Genomic DNA, 14,804 nt, shown 5'->3' with positions numbered 1-14,804 from the left:
CTCGACACCATCGTTTCGACTCGAGCCGTCTCGTTCCTCTCCGACCGATCCCGACCTCACCGCCCCCTCGACACTGCCCTCACTCCTCGAGCAGCGCCGGCAGGTCGTTGATCGACTCGAGGACCGCCGACGCGTCCTCAGCAGCGTACTTCTCTCGGCCCGCCTCGCCGGTGAGTCCGCCGGTTAGAACGCCGATTCCGTGATACTCCCGTTCCGGGTCTGCATCGGCCGCGTTGGTGGCCGTCCGAACGTCGTCTAACGTATCGCCGACGAAGATCACGGTGTCCGCGTCGAACCGGTCCGCGAGCGTCGTCAGCGCCCGCGGGTGGGGTTTCCCTTCCTCCCAGTCGTCCATCGTAAACCGGTGTTCGAGCGGGATCTCGCGCTCGAGTCCGACGCGTTCGAGGGCGATTTCGGCCTCGGCTTCCGGCCGGCCGGTCACGACGCCGACGTCGTAGTTCTCGAGCAGATACTCGCGCGTCTCGTCGGCGAGCAGGATCGGTTCGTCGTGGATGAAGCCGCGGGTTTCGATATCGGGGTCGCCGCCCTCGAGACCGCGATACAGGTCGGCACCCAGATACAACTGCTGGAAGACGTCCCGGAGTCGCTCGCGATCCCAGCGGTTCGTCACGCGCTGGGTCGCCTGCGCGCCGAGTTCGTCCCGAATCGCGTCTTCGGCCGCCTCGAGGCCGCCGCCTCGAGTCGCGATTGCGTCGGTAAACTCGTCGATCGACTCGCCGTAGTTCTCGCTCGTCGCGAGCACGTACAGCGCCGCGGCGTAGGTCAGCTCCCAGTCGTTGTTGAACCCGCCGGCGTCCTTGAACTGCTGGATGTCGGTTTTGCGGATCGTTCGGTCGTAGACGCGCTCGATGGACTCGAGGATCGCGCGTCGGTAGGAGTCTTCGACGTCGACGAGCACGCCATCGATGTCGAGGACGACAGCATCTGCGTTCATGGGTAAATAGATGTGGCGGTGGGAATAAAGGCGGTCGGATTCACTTCTCGATGAAATTTGTCAGGGTGGTTGCAACGGTTACTGACTCACTCGAGCGTTCTGCTCGCGCTGGCGGCAGTGAGTTCCACGCCCTCCCCAACCGATTTCTGCTCACGGGTGCGGAGCACCCGTTTGCATGGTTCGCGGGACCTTTGGTCCCACGCTAACGTTCGCTCACCCAGCTCGCTCACTCATCCATAGGAAGACGCTCCGCGTCTTCCACGCAGTCGCTCGTGGAACTCGCGACGACCTCGCGCAAATTCGAGTCGTGATTCGGTCGTCGCTCACCACGACTCAGCGCGCGCCACCGCACGTGGGTTGACGCACATCCGTCAGAATCCCAGCGAGCCGACGACGTAGAACGCGGCGACGCCGAGCGCCAGCGCGTAGAGCACGTCGGCCCAGAGCCACGAGAGCAGGTTCGCGAGGTAGATGACGAGGACGACGGGCACCCCGAGCAACACGACCGGCGACCGTCGCCACTCCGCCCTCGAGCGCGCCCAGAGCGTGTTCGCGTCGCCGGTGCTCGGAAACGCCTGCATGCCGACGGAAAGGCCCCACCAGCCCCAGAGACCTGCGAGCGCGAGCGTCTCGCGCGAGGCCGTCCAGAGCGTGTCGAGAACGGCGGCCGGCGAGCTAGCGTCGCCCGTCGTCGACACGAGCCACGCGAGGGCGAGGAAGGCGACGAACGCGACGATCGTGTTGACCAGAAACGGGGCGACGCTGATGACGAACGACGTGCGATAGCGCTCGGGGTGGTGGTGGCGTACGTAGCCCGGCGGATTGCCGAACCGAAAGTAGACGACCTCGACGACGGGGACGCCGACGAGGTCACAGGCCTGCTTGTGGGCGAACTCGTGGACGACGACCCCGGGAGCGGTGAAGCAGACGACCGCGACCGAGAGCAGGTAGCTGACACCGGCGATGGCGGCCGTCAGCACTACGAGCGCGACGACGACCGCAGCCGCGATCAACGCGTACTCGGCGGGCATCGGTTTCCGGAAGGGTTCGCATCCCGATAACTCGTTCGGACCGATCTGTCGTGTGAGTGAGTACGTCTCGGTCACCCGTCCGTCGCCAGCGAGCGGGCCACGTACAGCGTCCCGGCGTCGACGGTCCGGCGTTCGACCGGCACCGCGGGCTGATCGCCGCCGAGCGTCGTAAACAGGAAGTCGGCGCCGACCTCGCGGGCGACCTCGAGCGTCGGACGGTGGAGCTCCGGCGGGAGGTTCAGCGCGTATATCGCGTCGGCGTCAGCGTAGCGTTCGAGGTCAGGATCGACGATATCGTCGCGAACGAATCGCACGTTCGACGGGCTCTCGAAGTCGTGAACGTCGGTCGCGGTGACGTCGACGCCGCGGTCGGCGAGCGCCGCCGCGACGTCGGTTCGACGACCGATTCCGACCTCGACGACCCGACCGTAGTCCGAAAGCGTCTCGAGTAGGTCCGAGTTCCGGCGAGAGTGGGCCACGGCGGGACGTTTATGCCATCCGCGGCCATAGCAGTTTCCATGCTCGTCGATATCGTGCCGGTCGGCAACGTCCCCGCCAACGTCAAGCGGGCGGCTTCCTCCGCGTTGCGATCGGTATACGACTGCGACGTCACGATCAACGACGCCCAGTCGGTCCCCAACGGCGCGTACGACGCCGACCGAAATCAGTACGCCGCCGAAACGTTCATCCAGCTCGCCGAACGGATCGGCCGCGGAGAGAAAAACATCGCCGTCACGCCCCACGACCTCTTCTACCGGCGGCGCAACTACGTCTTCGGACTCGCCTATCTCGACGGCAGCGGGAGCGTCGTCTCGACCTACCGGCTCCAGACCTCGAGCGACGGCGGCTTCTCGAACCAAAGTGCGAACGATATCTTCCAAGACCGCGTCCGCAAGGAGATCGTCCACGAGATCGGTCACACCTACGGACTCGAGCACTGCGACAACAACCGCTGCGTAATGAACTTCTCGCCGACCGTCCGCGAGGTCGACATCAAAGAGGAGAACCTCTGTGGCTCCTGTCAGCGGCTGATTAGTTGAGCGGCGTCCGCTATCGCGAGCGGGCGAACGGGAACAACGACTTATCCTGTCCCATCCTACGAGCGGGTGACGACGGCTCCGCTCGCGCGGGGCACGAATCAGAACTGAACCGATCGACTCGAGGATGGAGCCGACCGTGACGCTTCATCGGTCGGCACGTTGCTGTACGAGCGCATCGGAGACGTATCGTCGCCGACGTTTCCACCCCACAGAACTGTGACAGACACGACCGACGAAACCGACGAGATCGAAATCGAAATCGAGCGCACGGAGCGCGGCGGGAGCGACGGCGACGACCGCGACACCGCCGACGCGCCGCCGAGAACGGTACGGAGCGGATCGGCCGGACCGTCGCCGCCCGCGGGCAGCCGCGCCGACCGCACCGAGTCGTCGCCCGAACGGCGACTCGAGGACGAACTCGGACGGATCGACATCTCGACGACGAGCGAGGGGTACGTCGAGGGGCGCGTCACCGGACTCGAGTCGATCGACGAGACGACGGTTCGGCTCGACGCGTCGCTGCCACACGGCGAGACGGTGGCGTTCACGCTGGAGAAGCCGATCCCGTGGTCCGACGAGTTCCTGCTGGCCCGGATCGTCGAGGACGTCGGTTACGACGCGTCGTCGATCGGCCATCTGGTCGACGAGCGCGTCTATCTGGCCCGAGTCGACCTCGAGGAGTCCACGGACGAGAGCGAGGGCGACTGGTGGTCGTGGCCGTCGTCGGCACACGCCGGCGGCTGGGACATCCTCGTCTCCTCGCTGTCCGGTGGACGATACCGCCTCGAACGGGACGTCGAACCCGAGTGGCGGCTGGTCGACCCGAGGGAGCGACGGTCGAACGAAGACGCCGGCGACCGACTGACTCACGACACGACGATGCTCGGCGCGTTGTTGCTCGTGCTCGCGCCGCTCGTCGTCGCCGTCGGCGTCGCGTACGGACTGACCGGCGGACTGCTACTTTCGGCGACGGTCGTCGGCGTTGCACTGTTGGGTGTGATGCTCTCGTTACTCGGTGCGGCTGCGCTCGTCCGCGGCGACGGCTGATACGGTTTGCTGTACCGATGTACCGGTGGGACCGCAGGACGGATCGCGGTCCCACCGCAAATGACGTACAGCAGACAGTACGGGCGCACTCGAAACCACCCCTCATGGAGCCGCGTTCCGATCGTATTTTCGAAAAGAGATCGATTCGTCCCTGCCTATCACCAGCGCGGCGTCAGCGTCGGACGAAGGACGGATGCCAGGGTCACGAGAGCACCCGCCGAACCCGTGCGACGAGTGCGGCCGGACTGAACGGTTTCGTCACGTAGTCGTCGGCCCCGAGATCGAACCCCCTGCGAACGTCCGCCTGCCGGCCGCGAGACGAGAGCACGATAACCGGGACGCCCTCGAGTCGATCGTCGTTTCGAATCCGTCCGAGCACGCGAAAGCCGTCCAGTCCGGGGACCATGACGTCCAGCAGCACCAGATCCGGCGCCTCTCCGGTCGCCAGAAACGACCAGCACTCCCGCCCGTTGGCAAGCGCGGTCGTCTCGTAGCCGCTCGACTCGAGTTTGTGCGCCAGCAGGTCGCGAAGCGAGTCGTCGTCCTCGAGGAGCAGGATGTGTGGCGTCTCGGGCGAACGGTTGGCGGCGGTGTCGGCTGAACAGTCGGCGGCGGTGTTGGCCGGCTTGCTAGCGTCGTCACTCGATCCGCTGTCGGTCGTCGTCTCGCTCGTGTCGCCGTCGAGCCCGCTCGGACGGTTCTCTCGTGCGGTCATGGACTGCTCGAAGATGTCTCGAGTCGTCCGTCCACGGATGGACGTGACTCGCGACGGAACACGTTTCCGTCGACGAACTCGGCAGCGAATCCACCCGCACCGACGGCGACGAGCCACCGGCGAGGCCGGTGGCGATCGCTATCATCGTCGAGATCACCCGCGTTCGGGCGACCGATAGTCTGCAGCCCCCAATCCATTCGATCGGAGATTCCGGCCGAATCACTATAGAAGTTGCCCAGCGAGTCGCGCGTGAAAACAATCAGCCCGCGTCCGGGTTACCAGTCAGTCGTTCTCAGGGTGCGTAGTAGTACTCGCCTTCCCGTTTCTGTTCGCGGTCGAGTTGGGAGTCGGGTTTGTTGATCCGCGGTCGCGACGTGCGTTCGTCCCGACGGAAGGTGACCTCGAGGTTCGCGAGGAACTCGTTCATGCCGTCGCGCATCGGCTGTGGGGTGCCGGCACGACCGTGGACGGCAGGCTCGCCGTCGAAGACCATCAGCCGATCCGCGAGCAGGTCGATCATGTAGATGTCGTGGTCGATGACCAGGACGGTGGCATCCTGCTGTTCGGCGTACCGACGGATCGCGCTCGTCGCCTGCACGCGCTGTTCGACGTCGAGGTGTGCGGAGGGCTCGTCGAGCAAGTAGAGATCTGCAGAGTCCGACAGACAGGCCGCGATGGCGACCCGCTGGCGTTCACCGCCGGAGAGATCGGAGAGGTTCTGTTCCATGATCCGCTCGAGCTGGAGCGGCTGGGCGATCTCGGTGTTCCAGTACGAGGAGCCGAACTGGTCCGTGATCGAGGAGAGGAAGGCGTCGACTCGCATGTGCTGGTCGATGGTGACGTACTGCGGTTTGTAGGAGATCTCGAGGTCCAGATCGGCGTCACCCTCGTCGGGCTCGAGGTTCCCGGTGAGGAGGTTCGCGAACGTCGACTTCCCGATCCCGTTGGGGCCGACGATGCCGAGCACTTCGTTTTGTCTGATCTCGCCGCCTTCGACCTCGAGACTGAACTCGCCGTCGCCGTAGCTCTTGGTGAGGTCGGGGTACTCGACGAGCGTCTCCCCGCGGACCGAGCTGCGGGGCGCGTGCTCCTCGAACTCGATCGGGTTCGGCCGAATTCGCATGTTCTCGTTATCGAGGTAGCCCGAGAGGTACTCGTTGATCCCGTTGCGGACGGATTTCGGCGCCGTGACGACACCGTACGCCCCGGGCTCACCGTAGGCGACGTGAAGCGTATCCGCGAGCAGATCGAGGATCGCCAGGTCGTGTTCGACCACGAGCATCGAGCGGTTCTCCTCCTCGGCGAGTTCGCGGATCAGCCGCGCGACCGTTACGCGCTGGCCGATGTCGAGATACGGCGTGATCTCGTCGAGGAAGTAGAAGTCCGTATCGCGGGCCAGGGTTGCGGCGATCGCGACCCGCTGGAGTTCGCCGCCGGAGAGATCGTCGATCGCCTGCTCCATGACGGGCCCGATCGAGAGCCGCTCGACCAGATAGTCGAGTTCGCCCCGCTCGTCCGTCCGCTCGAGCAGTTCGCGAGTGTTGCCGTCGAAGCTGTTCGGAATCTGATCGACGTACTGGGGCTTTCGCGAGATGGTCATCTCGCCGTCACGGACGTCCGCAATGTAGTCTTGGATCTCCGTTCCGCGATAAGCCTCGAGGACGTCGTCCCAGTCGACCGGCTCGTCGTGGCGACCGAGGTTGGGCTCGAGTTCGCCTGCAAGGATGCGCACGGCGGTGGTCTTCCCGATCCCGTTCGGACCGAGAATGCCGGTTACTTTTCCTTCCTGTGGCGCGGGCAGCCCGTACAGCGAGAACGCGTTCTCGCCGTAGCGGTGGGCCGGATCGTCCTGCAACTCCTTGGGCAGGTTGATGATCTCGATGGCGTCGAACGGACACTTCTCGACGCAGATGCCACACGTCTCGCCGAGACAGATTTCTTCGGAGATGTGAATCTGTTCGGGCTGGCCTTCGTCGGCTTCCTCGCCGCGAAGCGTGATGCACTCCTTGCCCGTGCGATTCGGTGGGCAGTAGTTCTTACACTCGTAGCTACAGCGGTCGGGCTGGCACCGATCCAAGTCTACGACGGCGATGCTGTCGTCCGCCATGGTTACGCTGCTGCCTCCGCCGTGGTCAGCAGGATGCCCCACGTCACGAACCAGAACGAGAACGTCATGAAGACGATGAACAGGTAGTGTTTCGCCCCGAACTCGTCCTCGCCGTAGATGCTCGTGAAGTCGAAGAGGATGAACTGAGCGAGGATCGCCCCCGCGACGAGCATGAGCGCGCGGAGATCGGTCGCCGCCGCGTCCAACGTGGCGGCGTCGCCCGTGATGGACATCGAGGCGAGTGCCGCGGCGACGCCGAGCAGCGCTGACAGCGACGTCACGCTGATCGAGCGGATATGCTCGCGTCGGTCACTGATCGATTCGGTCGACATGGGAGGAAGTCCGAGTGCGGGGCTAAAAAGGCGTTCGCATTGTGACTTCGTGCGTACTGGACGCAGATCGACTCAGGAACGGAGACCATCAGAATCGACCACGCTTCAGTCTCTAAGAAATCTCGAAGAATGTCCCGTCACCTCGGTCGGCAGTATCAGAATACGTAACGGCGTAGGTCTCTCCCGATTGACCGCTAGCATCGATATCGGCGATTTCGATGATGATCTCGTCGTCTTCGTTACCCTGTGGACTGTACGTGAGCAAGGACGTTTCAGAATCAAACGCTACGTCGCCATCGTGGCTTTGACTTCGGATCGTTAGATCCTCATTAGATACTTCAGAGTAGTCGACTCCTCCTACCCGCTGTGGTTCAGTAAAGTTGACAGTTGCCACGTCGTTATTTTTCAGACCTCCGACATCGAACGAGACGTTCTGTGTCGTCTCTTCAGTCCCGATATCGCTCACTGATACATTAGCCGATCCGGCGAACTGACCTTTCCCACACTGAACGTCTACCGTCGCACTGAACGTCGGCTTCGAAATGCTGACCGTCTCTCCCGAGACGCCCTCGACGCGGATAACAACCTCCTGCTCGCCACGGTTCGCGTCGTCGGCACATTCTATCTCGACAGCTGCTGAGCCGTTCGCTTCAATTACGGTGCCCGGGTTCGGATCGGCGACCGCAACAGTGTCGTCGCTCACATCGTCGCTACCGATCGAATAGACAACGATATCCTGGATCTCAAGCTGCTCACCAACGTTGTTGTACAACGTACCAATCTGTAGTGGATCGCTGTCGCCTCGCAGTTCGGTCTGTGTGACATCCTCCTTGCTTTCGATACCCAGATACGCCTCGGAACTCTCTGCAGTTGTCGTCATGACTGCCCGATCAGCAGCTAACGATCCGAATCCAAACGACGGACTTACCAGTAGCACTGTCCCCACGAGTAGTATACGATTGCGAGTTTACCGATCGGATTCCCGAGCATACGTTCTGTCTCCCCCACCGACCGAGCCGGTGTACTGCTCCTGGTCACTCACATCGAACGACCCGAGAAAAACACTGGTAGCAGTTCGCAACGTTCATATTTTCCAGAATAATTTATTACGACTATCCGGACGGATCGAAAAGTCGTGACACTACGATCCATTCTCGAGGTGAAGCTTGGTACTGATCTTTCGATTAGGTTCGGATCAAGTCCTTTTTAGACTCGATCAGGAGAGGTAACGTAGGCGCAAGTAAGAGAACACCCACTATGATGAATAAAAATGCGAGCTTATTGATCCCGGACAGATACTACGGTGGTCGCTCCATCTCACCCAATCTCATCCGCCGACTTTCTACTACGTGTACGAGCGCAGATACCGCAAACAGCGCGAACACCAGCGTCGCCCAGCCGAGTTCCGGTATCGTCTCGGTCGGTACAACTTCGAGCCACAGCCCACCCATCACGATCGCACTGACGGCGGCCAATCCTAGATAGTACATTCCCCACGGAATCGAGTCTGACGGGACGACGTCGAGGTAGACATCTAACTCCGTCGCTTCGTCGGTGAGTTCGATCGTGCGATCGTCGAACTCGATCATGTCGGCTCGCTCGAGCGTCGGCAGGTGCGTCTGTTGTAAGGATGTATAGACCCGCTTTCGTTCCGCGGAGGTGAGTTCCTGAACCTCTTTGTCGAGCTCCCAGGCGGCGACGTGTTCGGCGAGGTCGCCCAGCGTTACTGGTTCGTCCTCGAGCTTGCAATAGTGGATGGCGTATCGGCGACGGTGGTTACTCAGAAGGTCGAAAATTTCACCTCTATTTGAATCCTTTATCATCTTGGTCGCCATCTGATACCCGTACTGTTGTGAAAGAACGCCTTTCCGATACATAATCCTTCTCGCCGAAGGATGGTACACTCTCACTCACCACGATCTTTCCCGTAATTCAATTTATTCTAAACCAAACATGGGTAACCAAGTAATGGTGGGGGAAAGGAGGTGAAAATCTGTCTCATCGGGGCTGTTCTCAATCACCAACGCGCTCGATATCGACCGTTCGATCGAGGTCGATTGTTACCGCTCCACCACTAGCTTCGATATCGATCGTTATCGTTACGGACCGATCCTCTTGATCGCCATACCCAAATAGAGAACCGCTCGCAGGGCAGCTAAAATCACCCTGTACGAGGTCTTCGTCGGTGTACTCGACCGCATCGATTATGTCGTCGCCATCCTCCTCAAACGAGATTTCTTCGACGACGAGTTCGCCAGATGGCATGTTATCTTCTACTGTGACGAGTTCCCGTTCGGTGTATTCGTATGGGCCGCAGGCGAGAAAGCAAAACCCGCCACCGTCATTATCGTCGCTCGTCAGTTCCAGCGTTCTGGACTCGCTCGAGTACTCGAGTCCGAGAAACGCGTTTGCGTCGTCAGCGGTCTCAAGTCCGACACCTCGGTCAGCGATCTGCGTGTCGAACGCACCGATAGAGCCGATCATTACCAGCCCACCGACAAAGAAAAGTCCAACGCCGAGATATGTAATCCGTCGTATCTATTTGAGTTGGTTGAACAGGTGTGGTGAGGTCGGACAATTCACAATTCGATGACATCGGCTCGATTCTCGGTGCCAAGTACACCGTTGCAGCGTCTATGTTCGGGTCATAGACAGGACTAGCCGATCACGATGTAATCAGTATCGATGTCGATCCCCGTCTCCGTCGACTGATTATCTCCCGTGCTGCCAGCGGACTCACCAGTCCCAACAGAAGGAGAGTCACCTGCGCTGGAACTACCTTCACCAAGGTCGACATCGACATCACCAACTTCACCGACACCGTCAGAGCCGCCGTGACTCACGTTCGTTTCGTCACCACTCCCGGGTGTAATCGTGATACTCGGGGTGTCGGGATTGACGCCTGCACGTTCGACCTCAACGTAGACGATCAGGTCGTTGAAGTTCGGATCGTACGTTTGATCGGGGTGCTCCTCGTAGGCGTCTATTGCCTCGTTCCAGAGCGCGTCGATACCCTCTTCGTCAGTCGTTTCTGTGTTTTCGAAGAGGAACACGAACTCACCGGGACCGAGGTCGAGTTCGTCGCCGCTGTTTGCGATTAATCCCTGCTGTTCGAGCACTTCGGTCGCGCTCAGCTGTTGGTCGTTCCCCGCGGGAAGGGCGGGAATCGTGTTGTTCTCCGCGCTCCGAACCCGGACGTTCTGCAAGTTCTCGCCCTGCGAGGCGTCGATCGGTCCGAATGCCTCGCCGCTCGGTGCATCGTCACACCACATGAAGTCCCGGTCGGTTGGTCCCGAGTAGTGCGGGAGCGTGTTCGGATCGGTGGACTGAGATTGACAAGTGTTGTGTCTCGTGTTCCGCAACGTGAGTTCGATCTCGTCGTCGACGGAGAAATTGTACGTATAGCTGTCGTCAGTTTTGTCCTGCCATGTCGGCCCAGTGTTGATGTTATCCCCACCACCCGGGTTTTCGAAGGAATGCACCGTATCGTCGTCCGCCAGCACGTCCAGGGTCATCGGAGCCAGATTGTGGACCTGCTCGCCCCACCACCAGTTCCCTGTTGTTCCGTCACCGGACACTTGCGACCCAAGGACTTCAACAGTCACTTCCGCATCCTCAACTTCACCAAGTCCCACCCGTCCGGGATCTATTCCAGCATCGACATCGAATTCGACACTATCCGTGACGTCCTCCGTGTGAATGGTCGCTTCGTACTCGCCATCGATGAGGTTGCTCTCATTTAGTTCTAGTTCGATGGTACCTGACTCGCCAAACGACCGCTCAACCGTGTTCTCGCCGAGGTAGCCGTAGGGACTGTCTCCCTCAAGCTCCTCCGGGAGATCTCCCAGATACTCGAGTTCAAAGCCGATGTCCTGAGAGCCGGATTCGATGCCGAGGTTCGTGATATTGGATGTGACCGTGACGTAGTCGCCGTCGTGCGTCGCATTCGTCTCCGAGGCATCGAAGTGCGTGCCGGATTTGCCGGCGTAGAACGTGCCGGGAGAGGTCATTGCACTGTCCTCGGTCGAGACGTTGTACTCGTACACTGAACCGGCCTCGAAGTCGTCGGTTTCGACCTCGAACTCGACTGTTTCGGATTCGTTCGACTCGAGCGTCACCGTTTCGGGCTCGGGTTCGCTCGCCGGTTCACCCGGAAGCGACAGCGCCACGTCCTGCGTTTCGGTGGTAAGATTCGTGTTCGTGACCTCCGTCCCGATGGTGAACGTCGACTCCGTCACGTCGATACGTTGATCGCCGGTGTCTTCGGGCCCGTCGAGCACACCGTGGTCCGCGGTGACGACGACGCCGTCTCCCTCCTGACCGCCGCCGATGTAGAGGGTCCCGTTTGCGCTGTCATCTTCCGTTTCGATAGCGAACGGATACTCCCCGCCTGGCCACGCGCTCTCGTTTATCGTCCACTCGACCGTTCCGTCAGCCCCGTAGTCGAGCTCAAGTTCCTGCTCGACGCCGTCGATGTCGGGGTGGTCGAACTCGAGTGAGATGTCCTGCGCGTCAGCATCTGTCGCGTTCTCAACACCCTGGTTCCAGATGTCCGCAGTGATTGTCGTGTTTCCGTCGCCGTCTGGTGTCGTTTCGATATCGCCGTCGGTGACGTTAAAGTGCGTTCCCGGTTTTCCGAGGTAGAACTCGCCAGGAGTATGCAATTCGGTGCCGTCCTCAAGGGTATACTGATAGGAATACGAATACCCAGGCTCCAAACTATGGTCGGTGATATTGAATGAAGGTTCAATAACGCCAGCTCCTTCAGAGTTAATTGGCGTTTCGTATGATTCACTATCGATAGCGAGCGTCAAATTCTGATCGAGCGATTCACCATTAGTGATGTTTAGCATTGCTTCAAACTGAAGCGATTTGTTCTTTTCGAGGCGATACTCGCCGACCATTTCATTGACAGGATCTTGGAAAACCAGATCGTCTTCGAGAATGATCGACGAACCAGTATCTATCTCTCGAACACTTCCAATCGCTGCTTCGACATATTCATCAGTAGCATTATGAGATATTGACACATTGTCGTCATTATCTGGTTCGAACGTGTCCTCGAGATGCCGATTCCACCCGTCGTGATACGAACTTTCGATTCGGATCGCGACGTTGTTCCCATCCGATTCGCTAGCAGCATTGGTGATGTTTTCGGCCAATTCGTCGCTTCGCTCGTGGTCCGCCCGTGCAACAGGATCAGAACTCGAGAGTTCATCCTGATCGAGGAGCATAATATTGAACTGGACAGAGTCGTTCTCGTAGCTGATTCCAGGTTCCGAGACGATCCGCGTCTCCGATCCCGTATCCTCCCAGATGGCACCGCCTTGATGTGCGATCGTTCGGTCCTCGAGTTCGAACTCGAGGGCGCCGAGTTCGGCGGACGCCGTTCGATTGTCGTTGTCCCACGGGATGTCGTCGGATTCCGAATCATTGTACCAGACGAACTGGATCTGTCCTTCGTCGGCGACATCGATCTGACACTCCGAAATATCGGTTGACGGCATCGACTGCTGCTCGCCAGTCGCAGCGACTGTCGCGAGTTGGTGATCCGTTTCGTCCATACAGAGATGGGCTCGTTCGCGTTCACTCTCCGATTCGAACGTATCGAGCATCGGCGAACCGATAAGAAACAGCAGTGCCGTCGCCGCAATCACCATCCCTATGAGGAGTACGAGACCGACGATGGGGCTCACTCCCCGTTTTTCCCGAGAGCAAGACCCCTGGTTGTTCCCACCTGCACCTACCATTGTATCCTACTGTAACATCGTGACTATAAATATATTCAGGAACGTTTACCGATCGATAATATCGACTCTACACGCCTCGAGAACGCGGGTTTCGAAGTGGGTCGATAGGTCGCGGTAGCAGATTTCAATAGTCCCTGACCAAACGGAGCCGAAAGACAGAATTGACACTTAACCGGGTTCGGTCACCGTTCCAGCCTCACACTCGATTTCGACCGTCCGGTCGAGGTCGACGGAAACGGTTTGGCCGTTCGCCTCGAGATCGACTGTTCCCGTTTGACTAGCGGAACGTTGTACGGCTTCGCCGGACCCAATCGGACTCTGACACGCATCGTCGACGAGGGAACCACCTGTGCATTCTGCATTGCACCGAATCGAAGCCTCGAGCGTGTACTCGCTCCCGTCGTTTTCGACTGTGGTAGATTCGATCGACGGATTATCATTGAAGCCTGCTATCTCGTTGATATCGATTCTCTCGAACTCTGCTGTTGCCGTCTGATCGCTAACGAAGAGCAGTATTTCATCGTACGTGAACTCGCCGTCGGAGCAGTACTGGAAAAACCAGAAACTACTCTGTTCTGTACAGGCGAATTCCCCCTCTTCCGCAGAGAGGATCGTATCGGAGTGATCGATCCCGACGAGGGCATCTTCGTCATCCGCAGTGCCGACACTGATATCCCGGTCGGCGAGCGTCGAATCGAACGCGCCGCTCGAGGCGACGAAGATGATCGCCCCACAGACGAGCAATCCCACACCGAGATACGTTATCGTACGCATGCTACATCCCTTCGAGCAACCGTCCACAGCGGTCAGTTCGACTTCGACCAAAGCAGCGATGATCTAGTGCTAATTCATTGAGTCAGCTCAGTTGTTGTGAGACACATTCCGGACAGTTAACATATGAACGTTCTGGCCCGGTGAACTCCGTCGGTATCCTCATCGCGAACAGAACGGTCTCGAGAAGCCTGTTCTGCCTCGACCTTGATCCGTCAATTACGATCGGTCAGAGGTCGATATAGAGCTATCCAAGACAGTCTTGAATAAACGTATTGCATGGCTTTCGGTACTTCTGGCGGGCTAATACAAAGTAGGTGGCGTCTCTGGCATGGGGTAAGGGCCGCGTTCCGAATCGCCTCGAGATGGTGGATATCGACGCGGTTGTACGGAGATCATAACCATGAGAATGAATCGACGCAACGTGTTAGTCGGACTGGGAACGATTGTCGCGGGTGGTGGAGCAGCACTCGGGACTGGTGCGTTTAGTAGTGTAAGTGCCGATCGAGAGGTCGATATTAACGTCCAAGGTGACTCTGCTGGACTGCTCGGGCTTGAAATCACCAACGATACATTGGGTGGCGAAAATGAAGATGATACGATCATCTTCGATCTGGATGATCTCAATGTTGATGCGACAACTGAGTTCACTGGCGCTTTCGAAATTAGTAACAACGGCTCGAGCCCTTTCAGCGTCGAAATAAAAGATGCTGACTCCGATGATGACCTTATTGTTACAAATGCAGACAACACAAACACAGGAATGAATTTCGTCGATGAGGGCGATGAGTTGAGTGAAATAGAAGACACTGAGACCGTAACTCTTGATGTTGTTTTTGACCTCGTCGGTGAGACTGACGCATCTGATGATGGAGGTGCGGATAATGCTATTCCAGACGAGATTACGATCACCGCCACCAGCGCCGACGAACCTTAACGGATACTCAACTGGACTCCAGCGGTTGTACTCGGTACGTATCTAACTGCGTCCCTACTGGGGACCATTGTCTCACACTGGTTGAGAACACTCTCGCCCACAGAAGTTATATCGTTCGG

At 59.2% G+C, this 14,804-nt stretch carries 14 protein-coding genes; 3 read left to right on the top strand and 11 right to left on the bottom strand.

All coding sequences use genetic code 11. The features are described from left to right. Positions 1–79: 79 nt before the first annotated feature. The 3 genes from ACSFDB_RS10645 to ACSFDB_RS10635 form a co-directional block, all read right to left on the bottom strand. Positions 80–955 (bottom strand): TIGR01548 family HAD-type hydrolase, encoded by an 876-nt coding sequence (locus ACSFDB_RS10645; RefSeq protein WP_440770962.1) that lies wholly within the window; start codon positions 953–955, stop codon positions 80–82. Between the two features lie 371 nt (positions 956–1,326). Continuing rightward, a complete protein-coding gene (locus tag ACSFDB_RS10640; protein ID WP_440770961.1) occupies positions 1,327–1,986 on the bottom strand; it encodes a DUF3267 domain-containing protein in 660 nt (219 codons plus the stop codon). A 71-nt stretch (positions 1,987–2,057) separates the two neighbouring features. Then, entirely contained in the window at positions 2,058–2,465 is a 408-nt protein-coding gene (locus ACSFDB_RS10635; RefSeq protein ID WP_440770960.1) for a UPF0146 family protein, read from the bottom strand. Positions 2,466–2,504: 39 nt separating this feature from the next. Between ACSFDB_RS10635 and ACSFDB_RS10630 the strand changes: the two genes are divergently transcribed. Next, positions 2,505–3,026: an archaemetzincin family Zn-dependent metalloprotease gene (locus tag ACSFDB_RS10630; protein WP_090311061.1), complete on the top strand. Its 522-nt coding sequence runs from the start codon at positions 2,505–2,507 to the stop codon at positions 3,024–3,026. 216 nt (positions 3,027–3,242) lie between these two features. Continuing rightward, complete coding sequence (locus tag ACSFDB_RS10625) at positions 3,243–4,073, top strand: hypothetical protein (RefSeq protein ID WP_440770959.1); 831 nt, start codon at positions 3,243–3,245, stop codon at positions 4,071–4,073. Between the two features lie 202 nt (positions 4,074–4,275). On the opposite strand, the gene ACSFDB_RS10620 is transcribed toward ACSFDB_RS10625, so the two are convergent. The 8 genes from ACSFDB_RS10620 to ACSFDB_RS10585 all read right to left on the bottom strand — a co-directional run bounded on the left by ACSFDB_RS10620 (position 4,276) and on the right by ACSFDB_RS10585 (position 13,751). Continuing rightward, positions 4,276–4,788 carry a response regulator transcription factor gene (locus tag ACSFDB_RS10620; protein ID WP_440770958.1) on the bottom strand — a complete coding sequence of 171 codons (513 nt, stop codon included), beginning with the start codon at positions 4,786–4,788 and terminating at the stop codon, positions 4,276–4,278. Between the two features lie 292 nt (positions 4,789–5,080). Continuing rightward, complete coding sequence (locus tag ACSFDB_RS10615) at positions 5,081–6,895, bottom strand: ribosome biogenesis/translation initiation ATPase RLI (protein ID WP_440770957.1); 1,815 nt, start codon at positions 6,893–6,895, stop codon at positions 5,081–5,083. Between the two features lie 2 nt (positions 6,896–6,897). Then, positions 6,898–7,227, bottom strand: a complete 330-nt coding sequence (locus ACSFDB_RS10610) for an EMC6-like membrane protein (RefSeq protein ID WP_090311053.1) — start codon at positions 7,225–7,227, stop codon at positions 6,898–6,900. A 112-nt stretch (positions 7,228–7,339) separates the two neighbouring features. Then, the gene (locus ACSFDB_RS10605) at positions 7,340–8,107 is read right to left on the bottom strand and encodes a hypothetical protein (protein WP_440770956.1); all 768 of its coding nucleotides are present in this window, start codon (positions 8,105–8,107) and stop codon (positions 7,340–7,342) included. Between the two features lie 418 nt (positions 8,108–8,525). Further along, positions 8,526–9,050, bottom strand: a complete 525-nt coding sequence (locus tag ACSFDB_RS10600) for a DUF7344 domain-containing protein (protein ID WP_440771104.1) — start codon at positions 9,048–9,050, stop codon at positions 8,526–8,528. A 190-nt stretch (positions 9,051–9,240) separates the two neighbouring features. Further along, on the bottom strand, positions 9,241–9,711 hold the full coding sequence (locus tag ACSFDB_RS10595; protein ID WP_440770955.1) for a hypothetical protein: 471 nt from the start codon (positions 9,709–9,711) through the stop codon (positions 9,241–9,243). Positions 9,712–9,884: 173 nt separating this feature from the next. Next, positions 9,885–12,977: a DUF7289 family protein gene (locus ACSFDB_RS10590; protein WP_440770954.1), complete on the bottom strand. Its 3,093-nt coding sequence runs from the start codon at positions 12,975–12,977 to the stop codon at positions 9,885–9,887. 168 nt (positions 12,978–13,145) lie between these two features. Beyond that, positions 13,146–13,751, bottom strand: coding sequence for a hypothetical protein (locus ACSFDB_RS10585; protein WP_440770953.1), 606 nt, complete (start codon positions 13,749–13,751; stop codon positions 13,146–13,148). 400 nt (positions 13,752–14,151) lie between these two features. Here ACSFDB_RS10585 and ACSFDB_RS10580 point away from each other — a divergent pair, with 400 nt between their 5' ends. After that, positions 14,152–14,685: a hypothetical protein gene (locus ACSFDB_RS10580; RefSeq protein ID WP_440770952.1), complete on the top strand. Its 534-nt coding sequence runs from the start codon at positions 14,152–14,154 to the stop codon at positions 14,683–14,685. Positions 14,686–14,804: the final 119 nt, after the last annotated feature.

It is taken from the genome of Natronorubrum amylolyticum (assembly GCF_052040145.1).
GTDB lineage: Archaea > Halobacteriota > Halobacteria > Halobacteriales > Natrialbaceae > Natronorubrum.
Note: the sequence above shows the minus strand (reverse complement) of the source record. Positions and strands in the feature narration are given on the sequence as shown.